The sequence below is a fragment of the Vibrio splendidus genome, from assembly GCF_002873455.1.
GTDB lineage: Bacteria > Pseudomonadota > Gammaproteobacteria > Enterobacterales > Vibrionaceae > Vibrio > Vibrio splendidus_J.
This window is the reverse complement of the sequence record NZ_MCUN01000046.1, coordinates 21,746-45,273: the sequence shown is the minus strand read 5'-3', so window position 1 is coordinate 45,273 and position 23,528 is coordinate 21,746. Positions and strand designations below refer to the sequence as shown.

Sequence of the window (23,528 nt, the reverse complement as noted above, 5' to 3'; positions counted from 1 at the left end):
ATGAATCTAGCTGATTTTGCGATCAAACAACGCACCTTCATCCTGTTTTTCACTGCATTGAGTGTTATCGCAGGCCTGTTCTCTTATTTTGATTTGGGCAAACTTGAAGATCCAAGCTTTACGATTAAAACCGCCGTCGTTGTCACGCTGTACCCCGGCGCTTCTGCTGAAGAAGTTGAACAACAAGTAACGGATACCGTAGAAACCAAGCTTCAAGAGATGGCGTCGTTAAATCGACTGCGCTCACTTTCTCGTCCTGGCATGTCGATGGTGTTCGTTGACCTGAAAGAGTCACTGCAATCAGAACAGCTGCCACAAGAGTGGGATCTACTGCGTCGTAAAGTGTCTGACATGAAGTTGCTTCTTCCTAGTACTGCGCAAATCAGTGTCGTTCAAGACGAGTTTTCTGAAGTATATGGAATGCTTTTCTCAATACACAGTAACGATGCTTCACCCGTGGAACTTCGTCGTTATGCAGAAGAGCTGCAACGACGCATTAAAACCGTTGATGGTATTAAGAAAGTGGAATTACACGGTGTTCAACCTCGTGTCGTTCATATAGATATCCCAGATGAACGATTAGCTCAATACGGCCTATCAATGGCGCAAGTTTGGAGCCAACTGAATACACAAAATACTACATTTGATGCTGGTAAGTTTGCGGCGGGTAGCGAACGAATCCGCGTTCAACAATCCAGTGAGTTTTCATCTTTAGATGACATAAAAAACTTGATGATTAAAGGCGGTGTGAGTGAGCTAGGCACAGGCTTGATTCGCCTGGGTGACATTGCTGAAGTTACCATGGGTTACCAAGAACCAATGATGACAGAAAACCGCTACAACGGATCACCAGCCGTGACCTTAGCGATGAGCCCTGTTACTGGCGTCAACGTTGTTTCATTAGGCGACGACATCAATCGTATTGTCAACGAGTTCCAAGCTACTCTCCCACTCGGTGTTGATATTGCCACCGTAGCGAACCAACCGGAAGAAGTACAAAAATCAATCGACAACTTCGTCAACAACTTGGTTGAAAGTGTCGCGATAGTATTCATTGTTCTTGCCGTTTTTATGGGCTTGAAGAGTGCGACTATCGTTGGGACCAGTCTTATACTGACTATCCTACTCACTCTAATCTACATGAACTTAGCGTCTATAGACCTGCATAGGGTGTCGTTAGGCACGTTTATCTTAGCGTTAGGTATGTTGGTTGATAATGCTATTGTTATCACCGATATGATGATCGTAAAGATCAACAAAGGAATTGATCGCACTCAAGCGGCGATAGATTCAGTAAAAGAAACAGGAACGCCTCTATTTGGTGCGACCGTTATCGCTATCATGGGTGCCAGCCCGGTTATCTTTTCGAAAACAGATGCCGCCGAGTTTTCTAGCTCTGTATTTTTGATCATCGCCTCTTCGTTACTGTTGTCTTGGTTTGTTGCCATGACTTTCACGGCGCTAATGTGTTGGATATTCATTAAACCAACCAAACAGAGCGAAAACACCAAAGTCAGCTTATACCGTAAGAGTGTTAACTGGACAGTAGATAACCCACTGAAGGCGTTGAGTGCCTTGGTACCATTGATATTAGTGACCGCATTTGCAATCCCAAGCATTGCCGTTAACTTTATTCCACAAGCTGACCGACCAATCCTGTTCTTGGATTACTGGTTACCGAATGGCGCTAAAGTGGAACAAACATCTGAAGACATGAAACGCATTGAGGCTTGGTTATTAGAACAACCAGAAGTTGAAAGTATCTCGACTTATGTCGGTGCTGGTGCTCCTCGTTTTTCTGTGACGATCGAGCCAGAACCATTCGATCCAGCTTACGGCCAGATCCTAATCAACGCGACAGACTTCCCGTCATTGAGTCCATTGATTGCCCGCGGTGATAAATGGTTAACGGAAGAGTTTCCAAGCGCTGATCCCCGCTTTAGAGGCTTGAAACTCGCCACCTCAGATAAGTTCAGTGTAGAAGCCCGCTTCTCTGGCCCTGATGTAGACGTTCTACACGATCTATCTGAGCAAGCAAAAGTCATTCTAGCTGCTCACCCAGATACCAAGTACGTTCGCGACGATTGGCGCCAAAAGAGCAAAGTATTAGAGCCGATCATTAACCAAGACAAGATTCGTCTCGCGGGAATTAACCGAGCAGACATTGCCTTTGCTATGAAGCGCGCGTCTGAAGGCATGCCTCTTGGTCGCATGAACTTGAACGATGAGCTGGTGACTATTCAACTGCGTGGCACTGAAAGTTCAATTGAATCACTGGAAACATTGCCAGTTCGCTCATTGCTTGGATTGCACAGCGTGCCACTAGGCCAAGTGATTGATGGATTTGAGTTGACCAGTGAAGAAACGATGATTTGGCGTCGAGACCGCGTGAAGACCATTACCGCACAAGCTGGCGTTGGTCGTTACACCACGCCGGCAGCGGTGAGGAATTCAATCAAAGATCAAATTGAAGCGATTCACCTACCTAACGGTTATAGCCTTGAATGGGGTGGCGAATACTATGACGAATACAAGGCTGTCAGCGATATTCTCAAGCAGCTTCCAAAAGCAATCTTGTTGATGGTGATTATCTTGGTCGCGATGTTCAATGGTTTCAAACAACCCGTGATCATCTTTACTACCCTGCCGTTGGCAGCAACAGGTGCGACATTCAGCTTATTATTATTGGATAAACCATTTGGCTTTATGGCCTTGATTGGCGCGGTAACACTGACCGGTATGATCATTAAAAACGGCATTGTATTAATGGACCAAATTGAGCTCGAACGTAACAATGGCCGAACGCTTTCAGATGCAATCAAAGAAGCGACCGTTAACCGTACCATGGCAATTTCTATGGGCGCACTGACTACGGCTCTGGGTATGATTCCTCTGCTTAGTGATTTGTTGTTCGACCAAATGGCCGCAACCATTATCGGTGGGCTAGCGGCGGCAACCGTGTTGTCTTTGTTCGTTATGCCTGCGCTGTACAAGCTCTTCTATCGTTCAGAAGAGAAGACCACTACGGTCGGCGAAGCCATTCAAGACGCGATTGTGGTCCTTGATGCAACACCGAATGGTTCTTCAAACACCAACCAATCTAACATCACTCGATAAGGAGCAATAAACATGTATCTATTACCTCGGTTTAAAGTGGCTCCTATTGCCCTTGCGTTGTTACTGACTGGTTGTGCGGTGGGCCCTGATTACGAAGAGCCACAAACCACCATGGCGGAAACCTTCTTGTATAGCCAAGACGGTGTAAGCTCAAACGAGACTAACGAACAACACAATCACTGGTGGAAGCAATTCAATGATCCAACGCTTAATCAATTAGTCACCGATGTTCAAAGCCAAAACATCCCCTTAAAGTTGGCAGCAGAACGCATCAACATGGCGAATTCATACAAAAGCGTGGTTGAATCTTTCAAAGTGCCAACGGTGAATGTTGGCGGTGGTTATTACAACTATCAACTGAGTGAGAACGACTCCCTACTCGGCCCTGTATTTGGTGCATCTGACGCGGTTCAATCGGCGACAGGAATGTCGCTGTTGGAAGCGCAACACGATGGTGGTTTCTTAGGGGCGAGCATCGCATGGGAAATGGACCTGTTTGGCCGTATCGACAGACAATCTAATGCGGCAACAATTCGAGTTGAACAAGCCGAGATATTCCAATCAGGTTTGAATACCCTGATCACGGCAGATCTGATTCATAACTACCTACAATATCGAGGTGCACAAGAACGAAAAGCCATTGCGCTTGAGAACATTGAAGACCAAACGCAAACGTTAGAGTTAGTCACTAAGGTAGTACGAAGCGGCTATGGCTCTGAGCTTGACCTTGCGCAAGCCAAAGCCATGCTGGCAGGAACAGAATCTATCGTGCCTCAATTGGAAATTGCTGAACAAGTTCATAAGCAACGCATGGCGGTGTTGTTAGGCGAATCACTCACGAACGTGGATCAACGTTTAGCGGGTGAGTTTACCTTGCCAAGAATGACAGATGTTATTCCTACTGGTTTACCGTCTGACTTGTTAGAACAGCGCCCGGATATCCGAATTGCAGAACGGGAAATGGCAGCCATCAATGAAGAACTCGGCGCAAGCATTGCCAATCGTTATCCAAAGTTCTTCCTAACGGGTACGCCAGGTGTGACGGCGGGAAGTTTTGATGACTTGTTTAGCAGTGACTCATTTGGTTGGGCAGCATCAGCAGGCATCAGCTGGAACGTGTTTGATGGTGGTCGCGGTGAAGCTTTAGTCGAGATGAACGAAGCTCGATTTAAATCTGCAGCACTTAACTACCAACATTCGGTAGACAGCGCATTCGCAGAAGTTGATTCAACACTGTTTGCCTATGGCAGAAGCCAAGAAAACCAAAAGCTCATTGATGAAGCAACAGATGCGGTCGATAACGCAGTGAGCAAAGCTAAATCGTTATACAAAGCTGGCCTGGTGGATTACTTATCGGTGTTAGATGCACAAAGACAACAGAAAATGATGCAAGACCGCCAAGTGGCAGCCAAACTTCAAACCGCCAATACCACCATTGCGGTCTATAAAGCGCTAGGTGGCAATTGGAAAGTAGCCAATGAAGCAAAATCTTCAAGATCTACAGAAGCGACAGAAGCGACAAAAGTAAACTCTAATGAGCAAAAAGGTGAGATTGAAACAGTCGATTTAGCTTCAATCAACTAAGGGCAACAGCCCTAAGAACATGAGCGATAAGCTCAATAACAAATACCGCCGATATTATCGGCGGTATTTTTATGGGTAGGTCTTTTAGTGTATTCACGTGAAGCTTAACTATCGACTTGATTGCGTTTCGCCCACTCTTGCAAGGCATCACCCATAGTCAATCCTGTCGCATTATTCATCCACTGCATAAAATCACGGTCGAATTTAAACTGTTCGCCAAACTTAGATTTAAAATATCGACGCACATTCTGAGTCGTTTTGTAGCTGTTCGTAATCACTGTATTGTCATCAATCTGATTTTTGTGCCAATCAACCTTTTCCATGGTTTTAATCTCTTCCTGTCACTTAACGCACGAGTTACGCGTTTCGTGGGCCAAACATAATAATCGCCATACCTATGAGTGCGATCGAGCCACCAACCAAATCCCACGTTGTCGGCTTTTCGCCATCAACAAACCAAAGCCATATCAGAGCAACTGAAATATACACACCGCCATACGCAGCATAAATCCGCCCTGTCGCGGTTGGATGAAGCGTCAATAACCAAGCAAATAACGCAAGGCTTATCGCAGCAGGAATCAATAACCAAATGCTCTTATCTTCTCTTAACCAAAGGTAAGGGAGATAACAGCCTACAATCTCAGCTACTGCCGACCGACCGTTTTAAATTCAATCACAACTTACCTTTATCTATTTAAATGCTGAATACCCTCTGACGTCTAGGGCCGACAAACACGACAACCTGTGATTAAGAGCTAGAAGCTTCGCTGGTATCACTATCTAGAGCCTTGATCAATAGACCAGCGCACTCGATAAAATCACCGATATCAGAAAGTATCTGGTGTATCGGCTCCGCCCGTCACACCAAAACTGCCTTTCACCGTTGGACACTTCTCAGTTTTATCTGCGTCTAAAATGATCTCTACTTTATACGTATGACCGTCAGGAAAGAGTTTGGCACACTCCTCCAATGTTGAAATACTAAAACCGAACAAACGCACCGTTGGTTATACATGAACGTTACTTTGGCGCTTCTGATGCTGTAAAATTGGTTTTAAAAGTGAAGGCATACGACGTATCACCGATTTCTCTGAGGCGTTCAAGTCGCTCTATCGCTTCTTCGAGTGTGGGAGTATGGTCTTCTTCAATCCACCAAAGAACATAAGTATCTTCAGATAAACGATGAAACCAGTCCCCCTTTCTGCGCATGAAATCACGGTGATGAGTGCGGAACATGAAGTTCTTTAACGAATCCACAGAGTCCCACACCGACATGTTCACAATCATATTAGGATCATCGAAAGCTTGGATATTGGTTGCGTCACCAGATTCATCTTTCAGACGCCAAACAAACCCTTCACTGCTTTCTGCGATTCCATTAACCAACTCTAAGTTATCAACAAACTCTTTGATTTCCGGCGCATCTAACGGGTACTTCGCCAGAGCGATATTTAACTGAGCTAATTTCATAACGTTTCTTCCTTGATAAATTATGATTAGAAAATTTCAAACACACCGACTGATACTAAGACAACTAAAGAACCGTCACGCCTTCAACTTCAATCACTGAGTTAACATTAGCGCGTTCAATTATCTTGAGTAACGTCGTTTGGATTAGCTCATTATCTCGAATTTCTGTGTCACAAGAAAAACGCTCCTCTTGGACACCATCGCCCTCACCCAGCATAAATTGAACTGCGACTTCCGTTGCGAGATCTTTGGTCGCACCGTAATACGCTAACGTGATTTTTGGGTATCCGTGGTCGCCTTTTTTAACCTGCTTTGCGATACGTTTCTTGGCTTTATCTAAATTCATACAACTTCCTTTTAAGTCTGAAACTAACATGAACAAACGTCTGATATTTCTTAGCTTTACTATAAAGCATTACCACATTCACTACATGATTTAATGGATGAAAATCCACTTTTTCTTCCGTTAGTTTTTCCACAAGAACCACAAAATTTCAAAGAGTGGACATTGTAAATAGACATTAAAGTAACAAGCGGAATCCAGACCAACAATTCTGGCCCATTACCACCTGAACAATAGATAAAACCAATCGCGAAGATACCAAACATAACAGACTCCAAAGTCCACAATGTTTGTTTGTACTTTGCATCTTTGATAATAAAAAACGTAAAAAATCCGATTAAACTACTGATAACCCCATAGACCGCAAATCCTATAAAGGCTTCTTGTTGATTCATAACTTTCCCTGTCCACATACCACTTTACGGTCCGAGCAACGCCACTAACCTAAACCATAAGACGTTAAACACTAACCTACATTAAACGAGAAGTGCCAAGCCTTGTAAATCAGTGGCAGGCGTACTTTTCAAATTCTAATCACATTCAGTTAAGCACGTGACAGCACGTAAGAATTACGCGCCAAGAAGCGGTAGATGTTTTCGTTGTTGATAAGTTAAGGTTAGCTCTAAGCACTGCTTAATCGGTGCCTTGGGAAGTGGTTCAGTTCGGTTCAAGACGATTGCCCTATTACCCTGAAATGTCAGCGTACCATCGTGCAATTCTCTGAATGTGTCGATTAGCTTCGTTTGACAGTTAAAGAACAAGTAATACTTGTTTGGTGATTTTAATTTCCAGTCGATTCGAATTGGACTGCCCGTCTTAACGCTGTAACTCGGCTCGCCCCATTTCAGAGACTCTTCGACTTCACCTAGTTCCAAATCAAAGCAAAGCTCAAAGATTAATGAACGCAACTCTTCAAGCCGAGCTCGAACATCATCGGGATACTCGTCGAAATGTGTTTTGATTGCTCTGTCCATTCAATCTCCGATTCACTTATTACGATATTAAGGTGCTGCTAACTCAAACTAAGCTTGGTTATATAACTTGTTAAGTGTCTTGTTGAACCCAAACAACATTTTCATTTAAAGTGGGAACCTCAAACCAAGACCAAAACAGATCTAACATTTCAGGTGTCATTTCATAAGACTTACCATCCAGTTCAGAGTTACGGCTAAATGCTCTCTGCTTACAAGTCTCAAACGGAACATCAAGGTAGTGAACTTCGCTGTCCACGCCTAGGTTTGATGCCCAGCTTATAAAAGAATCTCGGTCGGACTTACGCCAAAAACCAAAGTCAAAAATCACCGGAACACCCAAAGAAAAGAGCTGCATTGCAGAGTCCTTGAATAAACCTTGAAGCGTAGCCAGCCGGCTATCAAAAACTTCACGCTCCATATGTTCGCCATACAAAGGAATCATCCACTCATCAATCGAGAAACGAAAGGCGCCATGCTTTTCTGCAATCGCTTTAGAGTAAGTCGTTTTACCCGAACCAATAAAGCCACATACGAAATAGATTTTAATCATGATGCTCCATTAGTCTCCTTGTTACGCATGATTCTTTCTTTTAGAAGTGTACCAATACTGCTCACTACAAACGTAAAAGCAAACGCCACAATTGGCCGATAGAAATCAAACGCACCATCCGTCATAAAAAAGTACTGATGAATGGCAACACCAAAGCCAACCCCTAATGCCAACTTCAGATTCTTGAAAATTCCTTGTCTCATGTTCATTCCCTCGTAGAAAGCAACACTATGTATGGGTGTGAGTGAGTTTATGATCAGATCTTAAATCAATGCGAAATATGCGCTTAAACTGAAGTAAGCCGAAAATGTCCAGCGTTGGACATTCGTCTTAAACGCTTTGTATGTTTAATAGTTGTGCTCTTGCGTACGGTGATAAAAGTTAGAAGATAAGTTCACTCGTTTGAAAAGATCGCTAGTCATAATAAGCCCTAGTAAAGTCTGCATTACGACTCCATATTCGCTTAACTTTTGATCATCGCCACTCAATTCATAATGCTCATCGTATGCTGCTTCATCATAGCCAGGCATACCATAAAGTGCGACAGCATAACGGTTACTCCAATCTCCGATATTTTTCCTGACTCGTTCGCGGGTCTCTTCGGACCTATATGTGTCCTCTAACCTGTTACTCTCGCGCTCAGCGTTAATCAACTTCAACAACTCAACTTTATGCTTAACGGTCAACTCAGATTCATTTGCCTTAACTTTCTCTTGAATTTGTGTATCTATGATTCCATCCAAATCAGACCAAGTATCTAACTTATCCTCTTCGTATTCTTCAAGCTCTTCCCAACTGTCTAAGGGCTTGTTTGCCTGATCCCACCAGTTAATGTACTCATTGAGAGTTTTGTTGAGACCAGCTTCTGTATGAATGTAAACAACGCCTTCAGAAATCACTACCGCGTAAATACTTTCACTCTCATAGTTATCAATTAATACTTTTAGCTTAGGCTCAAGCTCCTGAAAAATTAAATCCGCGTTTAAACGCCTTCTCATAAAGTTTCCCTATTAAACTAACGCTTAGTTAAGCCGCCACAACGCTGATGGCACTACAATTCGCGAAGCAAGAGTGCCATGCGTTTGAGGTTGGCTTGAACGCCTTGTTATGTGACTATTAAAACATCGAGTTATTGTTGGCTGACTCTTTTGGGACCACTTGAATTGAATCCCAATGCTCGACTATTTTTCCATTTGAATCGAAACGAAAAAAGTCCATCGTTACGTACTCTTCACCAGCAGGCCATGTTTGCCTTGTATGCAAAGCTACCTGATCACCTTCAGCTATAACTCTCAAAAACTCTATATCCTTTTTTGGATAGTCCCGAGACATTTCTTCAAAGTAATCTATAAAGCCCTGCTTACCATCAGCAACAACTGGATTGTGCTGGATATAATCATCACCAACATACAACTCTACTGCTTTAGCTGGCTCGCCGATGTAAGCAGTTCTATAAAAAGCAATAGCATTATCTTTGTTTTGTCTAAGTTGATTCGTCATAGCAGCCTCATGAAGGGAAGTTTCACACTAACAATATGAAATATCGAGTGCTTTCGCCAGCGATGGATTAACGCTTGTCACATAATGAATGACACGGATTCCCCCTACCGAGGTTCTGCCACACTTATGTGGTACTTAAATACATCGGAGGCACCATGTCTGATTATTCTTATTTCGGCGATATCGACCTAGCCAAAAAACCACTTCAGTGTTCATGCCGTAGACCAAAATGCTAAAGTCATACTTCATAAGTCGGTAACTCGCTCTGAACTACTGACTCCAATAGCAAATATGCCGATCATGGGTGTCGCTCCAATAACACGCGAAAGTGGGCGCTACCAAGGTAAGCGCGTGATTCAAGGTGGTCGAGCACAAGTACGCATAATGTTTTATATGGCAATGATGTCAGCCATGCAATGTAACCCCGTATTCAAAGCAACTTATGCTCGACTTGTAGCTGCCGGAAAGCCTAAGAAAGTCGCAATAATCGCGTGTGTTCGAAAGATGGTTGTGACCCTAAACTCTATGCTGAGAGATGGCGCTATGTGGAATGAAAGTACAGCCAAAAACTAATCATTGACGCCATAGTCGTTTGTTAGCCGTACATTGCCCAACGAAAATACGGACGCTGATTATCTATACGCTCGACTTCTGCACCTAACTTTTTGTAAAACTCGTGTGCTCTGGTGTTATAAGGGCTAGCAGTCCATGAAATGTGAGAAGTTAACGACTCTTCAGCAACCATTTTCAAAGCATGCATAAGTTCAGCACCGTACCCCTTTGAGCGATTCTTACCAACAACTAGAAGGTCATCAAGCCAAATAGACGGCTCACCACGAAAGGAGGAATAACGATAATGAAATAAGGCGAACCCCTGAGCTTCGCCATCGACCTCCAATAACAAAGCGTGAGCAAACGGATAATCACCAAATAAGGTTCGTTCAATCTTCTGTTTAGTCGTAGAGATTTCGCCGTCGAACCCTTTCATACTTCGGTCAAACTCTGCTTTGTATCCAATAAGTTCTAACAACTTACCGGAGTCTTGCTTGATCGCTTTCCTTACGTTCACTTTGTTCTCCATAACTAAAATTTGTGCTTGTCGGCTAACGCTTTGCTAAGCGGCAATAAAATAGCTGGCTAAAATTAGCGAGGAACGAGCAAAAGCCAGCTGTTTTTTGTCCGTTTAAGCAACTTGTTATGTTTAAACCTTCTTTGCTTCCCAGTTATCAATTAAAAATAGAACTGCACTATCTTCATCTTGGTTCCATACAGTACGCTCTAAGCCCCAATAGAAAAAGTATGTTTTATTACCTGATTTGTTTTGTTTGATAGAGTCGGTTCCATCTTTTGTGTAAATAACAACCAAAGAATTTTTTTCCACCGATTTATCCGGTATCCAGAATGTATGCCTAACCTTATTAGATACTTCATTATCATTAATGTAAGTAGTATCTGCTAGCATATAATTACCCACATTTACATCATCGATTGCTTTTAAGATAATACGTTCTGACTTTAAATTGCCGTGCTCTTTAACTGATTGGATTGCTAATTTCATTTTTTCACCAACTTAGCTACTATCGCTCCAGCAACTAGAATCAAACCTATACCGCCGATAACTAGTGGTTGATTTTTTGTAGAATCTAACGATGGAGAAAACCCTAAAAGGACTGCGCCTAGCGTTAAGCTCACCGAGTATAATATTTCGGAAAATTTATGCGTTTTTTCCTTTTCTAGCGAAACGGCTAATTTTTTATCTGCATCATAAAATTTATCCCTAAACTTATCTATGCGATTGATAAGTGTTTCTAATCTAGATATTTCAGCTAAAAACATCTTCTGAACACCAGACGAACTTAATTCATCATTAGTTAACTCAGTCGCTAACTTCGAATATTCTTTTCTCGCAGGCTTAGTCGTAGCATTTGTAGTGCTTGGTTCAATATCATCACCTGGCTCTACATCGTCAAACTCATTACTCATAAAGATCTCTTAATTTAAACGGGAATTGATTAATACTCCCGAGGTGAACATTAAACATAACGCTTTGCTAAGAGGCGTAAAATGCTTGGCTAAAATTAGCGACGAAGGAGCGTAAGCCAAGCGTTTTACGTCCTATTGAGCAACTTGTTATACATCTACTTGCTTGATTTATCTGGGCTTTTCTCATTAAAAGACAATCTACTTACTGCCTGAATTACATTAGCCGCACTTTCCAGTGTTTTAGGGTCAAATGAATCAGGAGAATTTGCGCAAAATGCAGTGTTGCTGGAAATATTCCAATGTTCAAATGCTTCTTTAATTTGAGCCCAATCAGCGTCTGCACCATATGATTCAAGGTAAAACTTACCAAAATTTATTGCGTGCCGCCTTTCACTGCTCTTTAGTGATTCATGCATATACGACTGGCTAAAAGTAAACGAATATTTTGCTAACGCGATAAACAACCCTACAACTATCAAGCCTTTAAACGTAATCAGAACGAGGAAGCTCCAACTGACAGCATCTTTTTGTTCTAGAGTATTAAAGCTCTCAACCCCAAGATATGACAGAATAAATATCCCTGCAGCAATAGAAATGGCTCCAAACACCGACCAAATCCGAGAGATTAGGTGATATTGTTTCTCTTTTGTTTCTAGGACCTCTAAGGCATCGTTTACATAGACTCCTGATTTTTGCTCAATACTTTTACGACTCTCCTCGCGATATTTTTCCTTATCTTTTTCCAACTGCAAGTACGACTGCTTGAGTTGTTTTTCTTGCTCAATTATTTGAATTTGAAGTTTTTTTGCATCCTCTCTTTCTTTTTGAGCCAACGCTTCGATTTTATGCAACTGTTCTTGCTGTTGCATAAACATCACTTTCCTTTGCTCTTCTTCTTCTGCTAATCGACGCATACTTTCTTTTTGCTCATCACTTAATTTAGCCTGATAAGCGTCTAGTTGAGCCTTTTGATGTTCGATTTGCATTCGATAATTATTTTCTCTTTCAAATGCTTCTTTTTCTCTAACATTTAATTCATTTTGGTGTTCTTTCAACTGCTCGAAGAGTAGCTTAGTTCTGTAGTGCTCGTTGTCAGAGATAGAATGATTAAATTCATTTTTAATTAGCATTAAATTTTCTAAGTCTGAGCTTCCACCCTTGCTTCTAGGTTTTATGTGTTCAACGGCAAGTTCGTCAGGGTGGTTAACTTCTTCCCCTGTTACAGCACACCTAAGACCATCTCGTTCAATCAATTTTTTCTTTATATTAGTAGATACCATGATGGTTCCTGATTAGATGTATAACGCCCAATTAAGTAGCTGACAACGCTACCAATACACTCAAATTTACCACTAAAATCATTGAAGCTAAACCAAGCTGAAAATGCCAAGCGTTGGCAGTGATCTTCACCCGATAAAATGGACACCCTATCTTCTTTAACCCGTCATGACTTCATATTCATGCGGGCTTCGATATCCAAGACTTGAGTGCAGTCTATAACGGTTATAAAAATGCTGGATATAACCGGCAAGTTTATCTCTAAGCTGCTTCTCACTTTTAAAACTATTTTTCCTAATTATGTCGCCTTTGAGCGTATGGAAGAACGACTCCACCTCCGCATTATCAGTGCAATGACCTGGGCGATTCATGCTTGGGACAATTCCATTTTTTGATAACAAAGCTTGAACTTCATGGGCTCGATATTCAGAGCCTCTGTCGGTATGAAACAATAAGCGCTCTTGTGGCTTTCGATTTCTAATTGCCATTCTCAACGAACTCATCGTTAGCTGTGTACTCTTCTTACTACCAAGCGACCAACCGACGACTTTACGTGAGTAAAGGTCGATAACGACGGCTAGATACATCCAACGTTTGCCTTGCCTGATATACGTTAGATCTCCAGACCACTGTTGATTAACTGCCGTTGGTTTTGGTGTGTCTTTTTTAATATTCTTAATCGATTGATAGAACCGATGTAGCTTGGCCATTTTCATGTAAATGCGATAACTTCGTGCTCTTAGCCCTTGCTCTCTCATGATCCGAGCCACACGCTTGCGGCTAACCAAAACTCCTTGGCGCCTCAGTTCTGCATGAACTCGTGGGCTGCTGTAAGTCTCTCGACTCTGGGTAAACACTTTAATTATACGCTTCTTCAAAGCCTGCTCTTCTTGTTCGTAGCGGCTTGGTTCTCTATCAAGCCATGCGTAGTAACCCGACTTAGAAACAGATAGAAAACGGCACATCAATACAATGGAATAACGCGTTTTGTAATGGGCTATGAATCGGAATTTTGTCGATTTTCTTGGGCAACGAATCGTTGCCACTTTTTTAGCAAGTCATTCTCGAGCTTAAGTTGTTCGTTCTGACGTTCGAGCTCTGCAATCCGACTAGACTCAGTTTTCTGGCTCGGGATCTGAGTCCTTTTCTTACGTTTATCTTCCATAATAACCCCTTCTCTATAGTCCTTTCGCCATTTAGAAAGCATATAAGGGTGGATATCTAATGATAGCGCCACGCTTTTAACTGTAACTCCTTCTCGAAGCGAAAGTCGGACAGCAGTTACCTTAAATTCCGTAAGATATTGTTGAGTTTTTTTACCTGATTTATAAGCTGGCATAATCACCTCCAATTACAATTGAAGGTGTCCATTAGATCGGGTCAACTACACAGTCTGCTTAAATTGCTTGTTAGTTTTATTACAGCAAGCGATCTTTGAATACACTTAACAACTGACAATGCTGGTCTTGAAGTCTGTCTATCGACTCTTCCATATACTGCATGTACTTCTCCGCCTCTTTAGCTTCCGCTTTGTTTTTATAAGCCAAGCTAATTTCTTCGTAGTTAAACCAACTTGAAGCATTTGAATCAACATTAGTTAGCCAGTCAATAATGCCCTCATCAAAGTAAAAATCAGCCAGAGCAAGTGCCTCCTGAAAATTTTCATACAGCTTGTGATCGACTTTACGAGTGTTATCAGTGTTCCGCAAAAGTCTTTGCACTGACATATATATCTGTAGTCTTTCAGACTTACTATCACGTTTTTCCTTAGCAGCATTCAACTTCCATTGCTGATAAGCAATATAAGCGACTGAAACAGCAATCACTGGACTAAGTAGCGCAGAAAAAATGTCAATTACTTGTTTTATTAGACTTAGATTATCCAACGATTTCTCCCGTAAAACTAACGCCCAATTAAGTAGCTGACAACGCTACCAATATGCTCAACCATAACACCTAAATCACTGAAACCAAATTGGAAGTAAAACTGCCGCGCGTTGGCTGTCTGCTTAAATTGCTTGTTATGGCGCGTTACTGGTAGTGTTGCTTACACCAATTTTCCCAACTTGTTTCACCCAAGAGCTTTCGTGCCTTAATGGTGCGAAACACGTTAATAAGCGCCATACAAATGCCAAATAGGGATGATGTGATAAGATAGGTTATCCAATGGTCAGGCTCTGAATGCCAAAATAATATCCACATTAGCGCCCCCCACAACCCTCCCATGAACAAACCATTTGTTATTAGTATTCTTATAGGAGACTGAAAAACTATTGGTTTTTGGGACGGGTCTTTGTATTTAGACCAAATAAAAGTTGTTGGCTTGGTTAAGTCTGCTGGTACACCCTTTTCAATGAGGTGCTTTTGAATGAATTTCGCCTTTTCCATCTTAGCCTCTATGCATGTATATCAACTTCAAGTCTAAGTCCATATCACGACTTATCGAGAATAGTGATTAAAGTGCTGCGACTGACTTCAAAGTCTGGCTTGCGCCATAACGAATGACATGGATTCCCCCTCCCGAGGATCTGCCACACTTATGTGGTACTTAAATGCATCGGAGGCACCATGTCTGATTATTCTTATTTCTGCGGTATCGACCTAGCTAAAAACCACTTTAGTCTTCATGCCGTAGACCAAAATGGTAAGGTCATACTTCATAAGTCAGTAACCCGCTCTAAACTACTGACTACAATAGCAAATATGCCACTCATGCGTATAGGCGTTGAAGCGTGTGGTGGTGCACATTATTGGGCAAGAACACTCAATAAACTCGGTCACGACGCCCGTATTATGGCCGTTAAATACGTAATTCCTTATCGAACCAAGGGAAAGAACGACCTTAATGATGCTGTTGCCATATGCGAAGCTGTTCAGCGACCATCCACTCGCTTTGTACCCGTAAAATCCCCAGAGCAACAAGCCATCTTATCGGTACATAGAATGAGAGAGCATTGGGTTCGTGAACGCACCGCGCTTATGAATCGCATGCGTGCCTTACTCTCTGAATTCGGGTTGATCATTCCTGTTGGCCGCTCTTCGTTAATGAAACACGTTCCCTTAATGCTGGAAGACGCAGAAAATGAACTGCCGCACCTCGCAAGAACTGTGATTGCCGATGCCTATCATCACCTTGGAGAATTGAATCAACGTATCGCCGATACTGAACAAGTCTTCGATTCTTTTGCTAAGGTCAGCACCAATGTTCAACGAGTGATGAAGGTTCGAGGAATTGGACCGCAAACCGCTACTGCGATACTTGCTTCGATAGGCAATGGTTCTCAATTTGATCAAAGCCGTGATTTTTCTGCTTGGCTAGGACTCGTACCAAAACAATATTCCACAGGAGGAAAACCTCGGTTAGGCCGAATAACCAAACACGGCGACAAATACTTACGAACACTATTAGTTCACGGCGCAAGGACCGTGATTGCCAACCTTGGCGACAAGCAAGATAAGTTAAGTCAGTAGTGTCGCGGCGTTCTAGAACGAAGAGGAATGAACCGAGCGATAGTTGCACTTGCCGCGAAGAACGCACGGATTATATGGTCGCTTTTACACAATCAAACAGAATATGAAAACTATGCTGCTTAAGTAAAAACTTAAGCAGCATAAAGAGTTAAACCCACCGGGTCATTGCAGACGCTAATGATGGAGATAGGTTAAGACCACTTGCGGAGAGCCTGTTAATGCGGCGGACACACTAGATGTCATCTAACGAATAAGGCACCGCAGTCGCGCAAGTCATCAGGGCCACGACGTATGCGAATCGTCGATAAGTAGGCCGAATGTAGAGCGGCAGTCCAAAACCCATCAACATAAGTTTAGCGGATGTTTGACAACCTGGGGGGAATCCATGTAGCCGCATTAAGGTGTGAGCAACGCTACCACGGAACGAAACCATACCACCGTAAACACAAAACCCAACGATGGAATGAAAAATGCCATGCGTTGGGAATCACTCTTAAATGCTTTGTTATGTGCGTGTTATTTCAATAGTTTAACTGAACTTTTTCACGACATACGGGATTAGTTCATCAGGAGTTATCACTTCACTAACGCTATCCACTGCACCTAAATCTAAGAAAACTGGTTCATTGAGTTTCTTTGAACTAATAGCTTGACTAGCGAAACGAAATTCAAACTCTTCGGCATATGATTCATCTTTGATGAATGGGCACAAAACGCCCTCTGCTCGAGGAACAACTCCCTGAGGTAAATAATATACCTCACCAAACTCCATATGTTCATGCAACGCTAGTACCTGAGATACAAATTGTTTGGGGTTATTAATAACAATGACGCTATATTGTTTACTTTTGTCATCCTGAAATTTCTCGATATCGTACTCATTTAAGAACCGTTCAAGAGTATGTCGGGTAACAAAACTAAAGCAAAGAATACTGTACAGCCCACCAATAGAAAGCTCCATCAACTGTATGTCAACACCTGGCATTTTTACATTTTCAACTTTAATAGCTTGGTGTGGACGATTTTCATTGAGATCATACCAAGGTCCCTCACTCTTAGGTTTTCTGTAATTTTGTGTTGGCGCGAACCTACCGACTTTATCCTGCATAAAACTGTCGACGTATTTAGTTTCTACAACACGAAATAGAACCGAGTCCTCCAAGGAGGATAACCCATTATTTTGATAAAGTTCTCTGTTTATAAAAGTTGTAAACTTTTCTACGCCCTTTTTATGTCCTAATTCTGAAGTCAGAGAATTGTGCAAACCTTGCCACACACCGAGCTTAGTATAGTCGGACAATATAGACGTTTTAAAATGTTCTACTGCTCTATCCCAAATTCCTAGATCTTGATAATGGCGCCCCAATAGGTAATGTGTGTAATAACAGGTAGGATTAATTTCCAACTGTTCCATACAAACACTTAGTAATAAAGGTGAGGAAAATTCTTGGTTTTCAATGAGCTTCTTTATTTTCTTTGTTCTTTGAAGTAGTACATTTTTCTTGTTCCAGTACTCTTTCAGCTTTCTGTTTCTACGCCTTTTTTGTTCTAAGCGCTTTCTGATATTCATTTTTCCTCCTAGCACATAACGCTTAAGTATTTATCCGTTGTCGTAGCACAATGGATAAATACCTGTTGGACTTGGCCGCTTCTATCTATGGAATTTGCTTTTTAGGACTGACTTGCGTTCTACTCTTATCATTAAGACCGGTACCCCGTCAGCCGTCCATTTTCCACTTCTAGCCGCCAATTTATCTACAGCGACTATACCCGTTGCATAATATTTTTAAAAGCGAACAATGCCCCTCTCTCGCCATAACACAACGATAATTTTATTCATTATAATCAGACAACTAGGTCAGTCGGTGCTCTGAAACGACTATCCTAGGTCTAATATTGATGCACACGAGTACCATGCTGTTGCTATGGCAGTTCGGACAACACGGTTTCTCTTTCAGCACTTCCGATTTCTCTGCGGGTCGCTCTCGTAAGCTATGCCTAATTTCCGCTATCGCTTTTACCCGTACAGCATTAGCTAAAAAGCCATAGTAGCGTATTCGCATTAGCCCTTTAGGCAACACATGTAAAAGTAAGCGTCGAAGTAACTCGCCCGCATTACAACACATTCTTTGCGTCCCATTTGTTCGGTAGTCTTTGTAACTCATCGTGATACGGCCATCCACGTTATAACTTAATTGGTTGGGATTTAACCCGATACGATTGCAATACCGAGATAGATAACCCACTACCGCTGTAGGCTCGTGGAGTACAGGTTTACTGTACACAACCCATCTCTTACTAGCGGCTTCCTCTAATAAATTACTGTGCGTTGCTATCAACTCGCTTACTCGACATAACATCTCTTTCTTAAAGCGAACGGATAAGGCTTTAACCGGAAGCAGGTAACTCTCTTTTCTTGTCGGTTGCCATTGCCGATCTTTTGTAAGCACCCCACTCGGTAGTAGGCAATGAATATGAGTATGTTGACTCAGGTTTCTTCCCCAAGTGTGAAGAACCATTAATGCTCCAAGTTGACCGACAAGGTGATGCCGCTCATTAGCAAACGCGCATAATGTTGCCCACACGGAATGAAACAAGCATTGATAAACCACCTTAGGATGCGCTTTAACCAGAGCATTGAACTCGTGCGGTAAGGTAAAAACCATATGATGATAGGCCACGGGTAAAATATCTTGGCTTCGCTTTGTTAACCATTGCTGCCTCATCTGCTCTTGGCAATTGGGGCAATGGCGGTCTCGACAAGAGCAGTACCAACGAGTTTCATGACCACATTGCTGACAACGCCAGTCGTAACTGCCCATACGCTCCGTTCGGCAGTCTCTTAAATGGTTAAGTACTTGCCACTGTCTCGGTGTGACTTTGCTTTTATCAAGCTCTTCTAAACCTTGGGTTAATACGGCTTGGTAAGGAGATAATGCGTTCATTCGCTCTCCTCCCATAGTTGAGCAACTAAGTCGAACTTACTTCCGCCCGAGCTTTCGTTGTGATGACCTATCCAATGGGTGTACCTCAATGTCGTTTTGATATTCGAATGCCCAAGGTAACGCTGCAGAACATTCAAAGGCATGCCCGATTCAAGCTGATGTGTCGCATAAGCGTGCCTCAAGGCGTGTATTCCTCCTAATTTTCTGACGTTTGCCTCAACTTTCGCTGCTTTGAAGCACTTCTGCAAAGAGCTAATACCCAATGGTTTTTCGGGCTCTAGGCTGGGAAACAGCACTACGGTTGGGTGATAATGACGCCAGTAATTTCGAAGATGATTCAGTTGGCTATCACCCAGTGGAACAAAGCGATCTTTTTTACCTTTACCACAATGAATGTGCAGTCGTTTCGCCGTACCATCAATGTCTTTCACGTACAAACCCACGACCTCACTGACACGTAGGCCACATCCATAACACATTTCAAGTGCGGTCTGATATTTAAGACTTCGACAATGACTAATGATACTTCTTACTTCCTCGCGATTAAGCAGCTCCGGTATTTTACTGGCGCGTTTAATCGGGGGAACCAGTCGCTCTTCAAATTCTCTATTCAAAACGGCACGATAAAAGAACAAGATGGCATTCAAAGCTTGAGCACAAGTACTACTACTTAAGCTCCGCTCTGTGGTGAGCGTACGTAAATACGCACTAATCTGTTGATCGGTGAGTAAATTGGGGGACAGATCGTAAGTAGTAGATAGATCTTTAACCCAACGTAAATAGCTTGCATGGGTTTTCGGAGAAAAACGGCGAACCGCCATTTCATCGATAAGTTGTTGTCTTAATGGGGTCATGATGTATTCCTTAATCTATGGATACATCATAAGTTTGGTCTATCGGGTAAGTGAGAGGAAAGTCCTCCGCGAAGCGGCTTAGTTCAACAGCTCTTAGACAGAAAAATTCTACATTTAAATATAGAATTTTTCTATCTAGTTTCATATACGCAGCACTCTACCATGATTAATCACAGTATTTCAGTGACTTAAAACATAGATAAACTCATTGAATGACAAAATGCAGAATATTTCTATATAGTATGATTTTATCGAAAACCTCACTAAACTGTACGTAAAAACAGTATTCACCTTACATACCCCAAACACAAAAAAGCCTGCCATCTATGCGAACATAAATGGCAGGCTTTATACGTTAGTTAAGCTTGTAAATTGCTAGCTTATGCCGCTTCGAATACGAGGGCTTTCTTCTCTACTTGGCGGAAGATCAGTGTTAATACACCATTCACTGCTAGGTAGAATGCACCTGCAATACCGAACACGGTGAGCGTGTCGTAGGTTTGGCCGTTGATACGCTGAGCGTAGCCCATCAAATCCATGATGGTGATGGTGCTTGCCAGTGACGTACCTTTGAAGACTAGAATCACTTCGTTCGAGTAAGCTGGAACGGCGCGACGTAGAGCGTATGGCAGTAACACTTTAAGCGTTGCGACTTTGTCCATGCCAAGTGCGCGACACGCTTCCCACTGCCCTGCTGGAATGGCGTTGAATGCGCCTCTGAACAGTAGCGTGCTGTATGCGGCGGTGTTCAAAGCTAATGCTAACATTGCACAGAACCAAGGTTGGCTAAGCCATGTCCATAAGAAGCTTTCACGAATCCAATCGAATTGACCCGGCCCGTAATACACCAAGAAGATTTGCACCAATAATGGTGTGCCAGTGAACAGCGTGATGATGCCACGAGTTAACCAGTGAATCACAGGTATTCTTAGGATTAGCGTTACCGTCATCAGCAGTGAAAAGATACAACCAACCAGCAATGAAGCGCCTGTGAGTTGAAGACTGGTCACTAAGCCTTCAAGCATTTGAGAGAGGTATTGTTGATTCATGCCATTGCCCCTTTGTTACCCAAACCTTGAATAGAGAACTTACCATCAATCACTTTTACCAATCTTTGTGTGATTAAAGTGATGACCAAGTAGATTGCTGCTGCTGTCGCGTACCAAGTGAATGCTTCGTGCGTTGCCGCTGATGTTAGTTGTGCTTGTTTCAGCAAATCCGTTACGCCAATTAGCGATACTAATGCGGTGTCTTTCAGTAACACTAACCATTGGTTGGTTAACCCAGGTAGCGCGTGTCTTACCGCTTGAGGTAAAACTATTCGAAAAAATGAACGTGACTGAGAGATACCAAGCGCGCTTGCTGCTTCTCTCTGCCCTTTGCTTACTGCTTTCAAAGCACCACGGATGGTTTGTGAAGCGTAAGAAGCAAAGATAAGTGACAGTGCAACAACACCAGATAAGAACGGGCTCACTTCGATGAAGTCACCAGTGATCATAAACAGAACTTGTGTCGAGCCAAAATAGATAAACAGCACGACCAGAATTTCTGGTAAACCACGAACAATCGTCACAAATGCAGTCGTTGGCCATTTTATTGCAATACGACGAGACATCTCACCACTTGCAAAAAAAACTGCTAGAACCAATCCAACCAATAGGCTTACGAACGCAAGCTGAACAGTCATCCAGCTTGCTTCGACGAGCCCTAAAGAGTAACCCGTTAACTGCATATTACTTACCGAAGTACTTGTTGAAGATCTTGTCGTATTCGCCGTTCGCTTTCACTGCTGCAAGTGCAACGTTAAGCTGGTCTACAAGTTCTTGGTTGCTCTTGTTTACAGCGATACCAAAGCCGTTACCGAAGTACTCTTGGTTTGTTACTTGGTCGCCAACGTACGTTAGGTTGTCTTCTTTCTTGAACCATTCTGCTACAACGGCTGTGTCACCGAATACAGAATCGATACGACCGTTTTTCATGTCGATGAATGCATCTTGGTAGCTTGAGTAAGGTACCGCTGTAACGCCAGTCATTTGCTCAAGTAGAAAGCTTTGGTGAGTAGAACCATTTTGAACACCAACACGCTTACCTTCTAGTGCTGCTTGGTCTGCTACTTTGCCCTCGAAAGAGATGAATGCTGCAGAGTTATCGTAGTATGCGTTAGAGAAGTTCACTTGTTTAAGACGCGCTTCAGTGATATCCATTGCTGAAATAGCGGCATCGTAACGTTTGAATTTAAGCGCAGGGATCAAGCTATCGAATGCTTGGTTGTGGAAAGTACAGGTCGCTTTCATCTCTTCACAAAGTGCGTTTGCTAGGTCTACGTCAAAACCTTGAATTTGGTTGTTCTCATCCATGTATTCGAATGGTGCGTAAGTTGCTTCCATTGCGAATTTGATTTCTTCTTGCGCCGCTGCGTTGAAAGAAGCAAGGCCGATAAGTGAAGCTAGTAGAATCTTTTTCATTTTGTTACTCCGAATACTGTTTGATAGCGGCCTGTGGCCATTCTTATAATTTGATTGTTTTGATTGTTTTGATTGATGTTGTGTTTAGCGAAATCTAGTGAGTCAACTTTCTTTTAATACGTGACTTACTTAATGAGTCAAATACTCGGCAAACTCCGGTGTCTGCGGATTGACGAATGAATCGCTGGTGCCGTGTTCAACGATGTACCCTTTCTCTAGGTACAGAACGTGGCTCGCAATCTTTTTCGCGAAATCGACTTCGTGCGTCACGACCACTTGGGTAATGCCCGTCCCGCTCAATTTTTTAATAATGCTCACGACTTGGTTGGTGATTTCAGGATCAAGCGCCGCTGTTGGCTCATCAAACAACAACACATCCGGTTTCATCATCAGTGCACGTGCAATAGCAACACGCTGTTGTTGACCGCCAGACAGTTGAAGTGGCCAAGCGTCTGCTTTGTCTGCAAGTTGAAGTGTCTTTAGTACTTCTTGAGCTTGCTTAATCGCTTCTTGCTTATCCAAACCCGCAACTTTCGTTGGTGCTTCAATCAAGTTTTCCATCACCGTCATGTGTGGCCATAAGTTGTATTGCTGGAACACCATGCCGACTTTACGACGAAGTTTAAGCCCTTGCTTATCTTGGATCTGACCAGCAAAGTCGAATTGCTCGTTAGCAATGTCTAATTCGCCGTTGTCCGCGATTTCTAGCAGGTTCAAAACTCGCAGTAGTGAACTCTTGCCTGCGCCGCTTGGGCCAAGCAATACCAAGGTTTCGCCACTCTCACAGTCAAAGCTGATGTCGTGAAGAACTTGGGTATCACCGTATGATTTGTTGATGCTCTTTACTTGAATACTCATGCCACAATACTGCATTAATTGTCATTTGCTGGTTATTCTATTCAATCCGAGGTTTTATGCAAGAAAAATGTATAAAAAACTACTTTGTTGAATTTTTGTAACAAATATTTCGCAAAAAACAGTCGCTATAACTGGT

26 protein-coding genes and 4 pseudogenes are annotated in these 23,528 nt (G+C 42.6%); 5 read left to right on the top strand and 25 right to left on the bottom strand.

Annotated elements, in window-relative coordinates; all coding sequences use genetic code 11:
• On the top strand, positions 1-3,117 hold the full coding sequence (locus tag BCU75_RS20085; RefSeq protein WP_198593443.1) for an efflux RND transporter permease subunit: 3,117 nt from the start codon (positions 1-3) through the stop codon (positions 3,115-3,117).
• 12 nt (positions 3,118-3,129) lie between these two features.
• A complete protein-coding gene (locus BCU75_RS20080) occupies positions 3,130-4,701 on the top strand; it encodes an efflux transporter outer membrane subunit (protein ID WP_425336950.1) in 1,572 nt (523 codons plus the stop codon).
• A gap of 104 nt (positions 4,702-4,805) precedes the next feature.
• On the opposite strand, the gene BCU75_RS20075 is transcribed toward BCU75_RS20080, so the two are convergent.
• The 11 genes and pseudogenes from BCU75_RS20075 to BCU75_RS20025 form a co-directional block, all read right to left on the bottom strand.
• Positions 4,806-5,024: a DUF6434 domain-containing protein gene (locus BCU75_RS20075; protein ID WP_102474879.1), complete on the bottom strand. Its 219-nt coding sequence runs from the start codon at positions 5,022-5,024 to the stop codon at positions 4,806-4,808.
• 34 nt (positions 5,025-5,058) lie between these two features.
• A complete protein-coding gene (locus tag BCU75_RS20070; protein WP_102474878.1) occupies positions 5,059-5,340 on the bottom strand; it encodes a YnfA family protein in 282 nt (93 codons plus the stop codon).
• Positions 5,341-5,449: 109 nt separating this feature from the next.
• Positions 5,450-5,702, bottom strand: a pseudogene (locus tag BCU75_RS20065) (hypothetical protein).
• A gap of 19 nt (positions 5,703-5,721) precedes the next feature.
• On the bottom strand, positions 5,722-6,171 hold the full coding sequence (locus BCU75_RS20060; RefSeq protein WP_102474877.1) for a DUF3291 domain-containing protein: 450 nt from the start codon (positions 6,169-6,171) through the stop codon (positions 5,722-5,724).
• A gap of 64 nt (positions 6,172-6,235) precedes the next feature.
• Positions 6,236-6,517, bottom strand: coding sequence for a hypothetical protein (locus tag BCU75_RS20055; protein ID WP_102464504.1), 282 nt, complete (start codon positions 6,515-6,517; stop codon positions 6,236-6,238).
• Between the two features lie 59 nt (positions 6,518-6,576).
• On the bottom strand, positions 6,577-6,909 hold the full coding sequence (locus BCU75_RS20050; protein WP_102474876.1) for a hypothetical protein: 333 nt from the start codon (positions 6,907-6,909) through the stop codon (positions 6,577-6,579).
• Between the two features lie 174 nt (positions 6,910-7,083).
• Positions 7,084-7,488 carry a DUF1801 domain-containing protein gene (locus BCU75_RS20045; RefSeq protein ID WP_102474875.1) on the bottom strand — a complete coding sequence of 135 codons (405 nt, stop codon included), beginning with the start codon at positions 7,486-7,488 and terminating at the stop codon, positions 7,084-7,086.
• A gap of 70 nt (positions 7,489-7,558) precedes the next feature.
• Positions 7,559-8,038 (bottom strand): AAA family ATPase, encoded by a 480-nt coding sequence (locus BCU75_RS20040; RefSeq protein ID WP_102474874.1) that lies wholly within the window; start codon positions 8,036-8,038, stop codon positions 7,559-7,561.
• Positions 8,035-8,241 carry a hypothetical protein gene (locus BCU75_RS20035; protein ID WP_102474873.1) on the bottom strand — a complete coding sequence of 69 codons (207 nt, stop codon included), beginning with the start codon at positions 8,239-8,241 and terminating at the stop codon, positions 8,035-8,037. The genes BCU75_RS20040 and BCU75_RS20035 overlap by 4 nt, the downstream gene beginning before the upstream one ends.
• Before the next feature lie 144 nt (positions 8,242-8,385).
• The gene (locus BCU75_RS20030; RefSeq protein WP_065607805.1) at positions 8,386-9,036 is read right to left on the bottom strand and encodes a hypothetical protein; all 651 of its coding nucleotides are present in this window, start codon (positions 9,034-9,036) and stop codon (positions 8,386-8,388) included.
• A 118-nt stretch (positions 9,037-9,154) separates the two neighbouring features.
• Positions 9,155-9,538: a nuclear transport factor 2 family protein gene (locus BCU75_RS20025; protein ID WP_102474872.1), complete on the bottom strand. Its 384-nt coding sequence runs from the start codon at positions 9,536-9,538 to the stop codon at positions 9,155-9,157.
• Positions 9,539-9,693: 155 nt separating this feature from the next.
• On the opposite strand from BCU75_RS20025, the pseudogene BCU75_RS24475 reads away from it, so the two are divergent.
• Both BCU75_RS24475 and BCU75_RS20020 read left to right on the top strand, forming a co-directional pair.
• Positions 9,694-9,847 (top strand): annotated as a pseudogene (locus BCU75_RS24475) (IS110 family transposase); the annotation flags it as partial.
• Positions 9,836-10,111: pseudogene (locus tag BCU75_RS20020) on the top strand (transposase); the annotation flags it as partial. The pseudogenes BCU75_RS24475 and BCU75_RS20020, both read left to right, overlap by 12 nt.
• A gap of 22 nt (positions 10,112-10,133) precedes the next feature.
• Here the strand turns inward: BCU75_RS20020 and BCU75_RS20015 are convergent.
• The 7 genes from BCU75_RS20015 to BCU75_RS19985 all read right to left on the bottom strand — a co-directional run bounded on the left by BCU75_RS20015 (position 10,134) and on the right by BCU75_RS19985 (position 15,187).
• Positions 10,134-10,619, bottom strand: a complete 486-nt coding sequence (locus BCU75_RS20015; RefSeq protein WP_198593441.1) for a GNAT family N-acetyltransferase — start codon at positions 10,617-10,619, stop codon at positions 10,134-10,136.
• A gap of 120 nt (positions 10,620-10,739) precedes the next feature.
• Positions 10,740-11,096 carry a hypothetical protein gene (locus tag BCU75_RS20010; RefSeq protein ID WP_102474870.1) on the bottom strand — a complete coding sequence of 119 codons (357 nt, stop codon included), beginning with the start codon at positions 11,094-11,096 and terminating at the stop codon, positions 10,740-10,742.
• Entirely contained in the window at positions 11,093-11,521 is a 429-nt protein-coding gene (locus tag BCU75_RS20005; RefSeq protein ID WP_102474869.1) for a hypothetical protein, read from the bottom strand. Before BCU75_RS20005 ends, BCU75_RS20010 begins: the two co-directional genes overlap by 4 nt.
• A 155-nt stretch (positions 11,522-11,676) precedes the next feature.
• Positions 11,677-12,801 (bottom strand): HNH endonuclease, encoded by a 1,125-nt coding sequence (locus BCU75_RS20000; RefSeq protein ID WP_102474868.1) that lies wholly within the window; start codon positions 12,799-12,801, stop codon positions 11,677-11,679.
• A gap of 156 nt (positions 12,802-12,957) precedes the next feature.
• Positions 12,958-14,138, bottom strand: a protein-coding gene (locus BCU75_RS19995; protein WP_102474867.1) for an IS3 family transposase whose coding sequence is annotated in 2 segments (ribosomal slippage) — positions 12,958-13,853 and positions 13,853-14,138 — 1,182 coding nt in all. Because the reading frame shifts where the segments join, the coding sequence is not laid out codon by codon here.
• Between the two features lie 79 nt (positions 14,139-14,217).
• Positions 14,218-14,685: a hypothetical protein gene (locus BCU75_RS19990; protein ID WP_102474866.1), complete on the bottom strand. Its 468-nt coding sequence runs from the start codon at positions 14,683-14,685 to the stop codon at positions 14,218-14,220.
• A 145-nt stretch (positions 14,686-14,830) separates the two neighbouring features.
• Entirely contained in the window at positions 14,831-15,187 is a 357-nt protein-coding gene (locus tag BCU75_RS19985) for a DUF6404 family protein (RefSeq protein ID WP_102474865.1), read from the bottom strand.
• 180 nt (positions 15,188-15,367) lie between these two features.
• Here BCU75_RS19985 and BCU75_RS19980 point away from each other — a divergent pair.
• Positions 15,368-16,393 (top strand): annotated as a pseudogene (locus BCU75_RS19980) (IS110-like element ISVisp6 family transposase).
• Between the two features lie 406 nt (positions 16,394-16,799).
• Here BCU75_RS19980 and BCU75_RS19975 read toward each other — a convergent pair.
• From BCU75_RS19975 to artP, 7 genes are all read right to left on the bottom strand, one after another.
• Entirely contained in the window at positions 16,800-17,840 is a 1,041-nt protein-coding gene (locus BCU75_RS19975) for a hypothetical protein (protein WP_102474864.1), read from the bottom strand.
• A gap of 283 nt (positions 17,841-18,123) precedes the next feature.
• Positions 18,124-19,215, bottom strand: a complete 1,092-nt coding sequence (locus BCU75_RS19970) for an IS91 family transposase (RefSeq protein WP_102474863.1) — start codon at positions 19,213-19,215, stop codon at positions 18,124-18,126.
• Positions 19,212-20,069 (bottom strand): tyrosine-type recombinase/integrase, encoded by an 858-nt coding sequence (locus tag BCU75_RS19965; protein ID WP_102474862.1) that lies wholly within the window; start codon positions 20,067-20,069, stop codon positions 19,212-19,214. The genes BCU75_RS19970 and BCU75_RS19965 overlap by 4 nt, the downstream gene beginning before the upstream one ends.
• Positions 20,070-20,449: 380 nt before the next feature.
• Positions 20,450-21,118 carry an arginine ABC transporter permease ArtM gene (artM, locus tag BCU75_RS19960; protein ID WP_102474861.1) on the bottom strand — a complete coding sequence of 223 codons (669 nt, stop codon included), beginning with the start codon at positions 21,116-21,118 and terminating at the stop codon, positions 20,450-20,452.
• Positions 21,115-21,801, bottom strand: a complete 687-nt coding sequence (gene artQ / locus BCU75_RS19955; protein WP_102474860.1) for an arginine ABC transporter permease ArtQ — start codon at positions 21,799-21,801, stop codon at positions 21,115-21,117. The genes artM and artQ overlap by 4 nt, the downstream gene beginning before the upstream one ends.
• A 1-nt stretch (position 21,802) precedes the next feature.
• Positions 21,803-22,534, bottom strand: coding sequence for a lysine/arginine/ornithine ABC transporter substrate-binding protein (locus tag BCU75_RS19950; RefSeq protein ID WP_017063913.1), 732 nt, complete (start codon positions 22,532-22,534; stop codon positions 21,803-21,805).
• 129 nt (positions 22,535-22,663) lie between these two features.
• On the bottom strand, positions 22,664-23,392 hold the full coding sequence (gene artP / locus BCU75_RS19945; protein ID WP_102474943.1) for an arginine ABC transporter ATP-binding protein ArtP: 729 nt from the start codon (positions 23,390-23,392) through the stop codon (positions 22,664-22,666).
• Between the last annotated feature and the right edge of the window lie 136 nt (positions 23,393-23,528).

Coding starts and splice junctions, on each gene's coding strand:
- BCU75_RS20085 (WP_198593443.1), top strand. CDS start 1: ATGAATCTAGCTGATTTTGCGATCAAACAACGCACCTTCATCCTGTTT.
- BCU75_RS20080 (WP_425336950.1), top strand. CDS start 3,130: ATGTATCTATTACCTCGGTTTAAAGTGGCTCCTATTGCCCTTGCGTTG.
- BCU75_RS20075 (WP_102474879.1), bottom strand. CDS start 5,024: ATGGAAAAGGTTGATTGGCACAAAAATCAGATTGATGACAATACAGTG.
- BCU75_RS20060 (WP_102474877.1), bottom strand. CDS start 6,171: ATGAAATTAGCTCAGTTAAATATCGCTCTGGCGAAGTACCCGTTAGAT.
- BCU75_RS20055 (WP_102464504.1), bottom strand. CDS start 6,517: ATGAATTTAGATAAAGCCAAGAAACGTATCGCAAAGCAGGTTAAAAAA.
- BCU75_RS20050 (WP_102474876.1), bottom strand. CDS start 6,909: ATGAATCAACAAGAAGCCTTTATAGGATTTGCGGTCTATGGGGTTATC.
- BCU75_RS20045 (WP_102474875.1), bottom strand. CDS start 7,488: ATGGACAGAGCAATCAAAACACATTTCGACGAGTATCCCGATGATGTT.
- BCU75_RS20040 (WP_102474874.1), bottom strand. CDS start 8,038: ATGATTAAAATCTATTTCGTATGTGGCTTTATTGGTTCGGGTAAAACG.
- BCU75_RS20035 (WP_102474873.1), bottom strand. CDS start 8,241: ATGAGACAAGGAATTTTCAAGAATCTGAAGTTGGCATTAGGGGTTGGC.
- BCU75_RS20030 (WP_065607805.1), bottom strand. CDS start 9,036: ATGAGAAGGCGTTTAAACGCGGATTTAATTTTTCAGGAGCTTGAGCCT.
- BCU75_RS20025 (WP_102474872.1), bottom strand. CDS start 9,538: ATGACGAATCAACTTAGACAAAACAAAGATAATGCTATTGCTTTTTAT.
- BCU75_RS20015 (WP_198593441.1), bottom strand. CDS start 10,619: ATGGAGAACAAAGTGAACGTAAGGAAAGCGATCAAGCAAGACTCCGGT.
- BCU75_RS20010 (WP_102474870.1), bottom strand. CDS start 11,096: ATGAAATTAGCAATCCAATCAGTTAAAGAGCACGGCAATTTAAAGTCA.
- BCU75_RS20005 (WP_102474869.1), bottom strand. CDS start 11,521: ATGAGTAATGAGTTTGACGATGTAGAGCCAGGTGATGATATTGAACCA.
- BCU75_RS20000 (WP_102474868.1), bottom strand. CDS start 12,801: ATGGTATCTACTAATATAAAGAAAAAATTGATTGAACGAGATGGTCTT.
- BCU75_RS19985 (WP_102474865.1), bottom strand. CDS start 15,187: ATGGAAAAGGCGAAATTCATTCAAAAGCACCTCATTGAAAAGGGTGTA.
- BCU75_RS19975 (WP_102474864.1), bottom strand. CDS start 17,840: ATGAATATCAGAAAGCGCTTAGAACAAAAAAGGCGTAGAAACAGAAAG.
- BCU75_RS19970 (WP_102474863.1), bottom strand. CDS start 19,215: ATGAACGCATTATCTCCTTACCAAGCCGTATTAACCCAAGGTTTAGAA.
- BCU75_RS19965 (WP_102474862.1), bottom strand. CDS start 20,069: ATGACCCCATTAAGACAACAACTTATCGATGAAATGGCGGTTCGCCGT.
- artM (WP_102474861.1), bottom strand. CDS start 21,118: ATGAATCAACAATACCTCTCTCAAATGCTTGAAGGCTTAGTGACCAGT.
- artQ (WP_102474860.1), bottom strand. CDS start 21,801: ATGCAGTTAACGGGTTACTCTTTAGGGCTCGTCGAAGCAAGCTGGATG.
- BCU75_RS19950 (WP_017063913.1), bottom strand. CDS start 22,534: ATGAAAAAGATTCTACTAGCTTCACTTATCGGCCTTGCTTCTTTCAAC.
- artP (WP_102474943.1), bottom strand. CDS start 23,392: ATGAGTATTCAAGTAAAGAGCATCAACAAATCATACGGTGATACCCAA.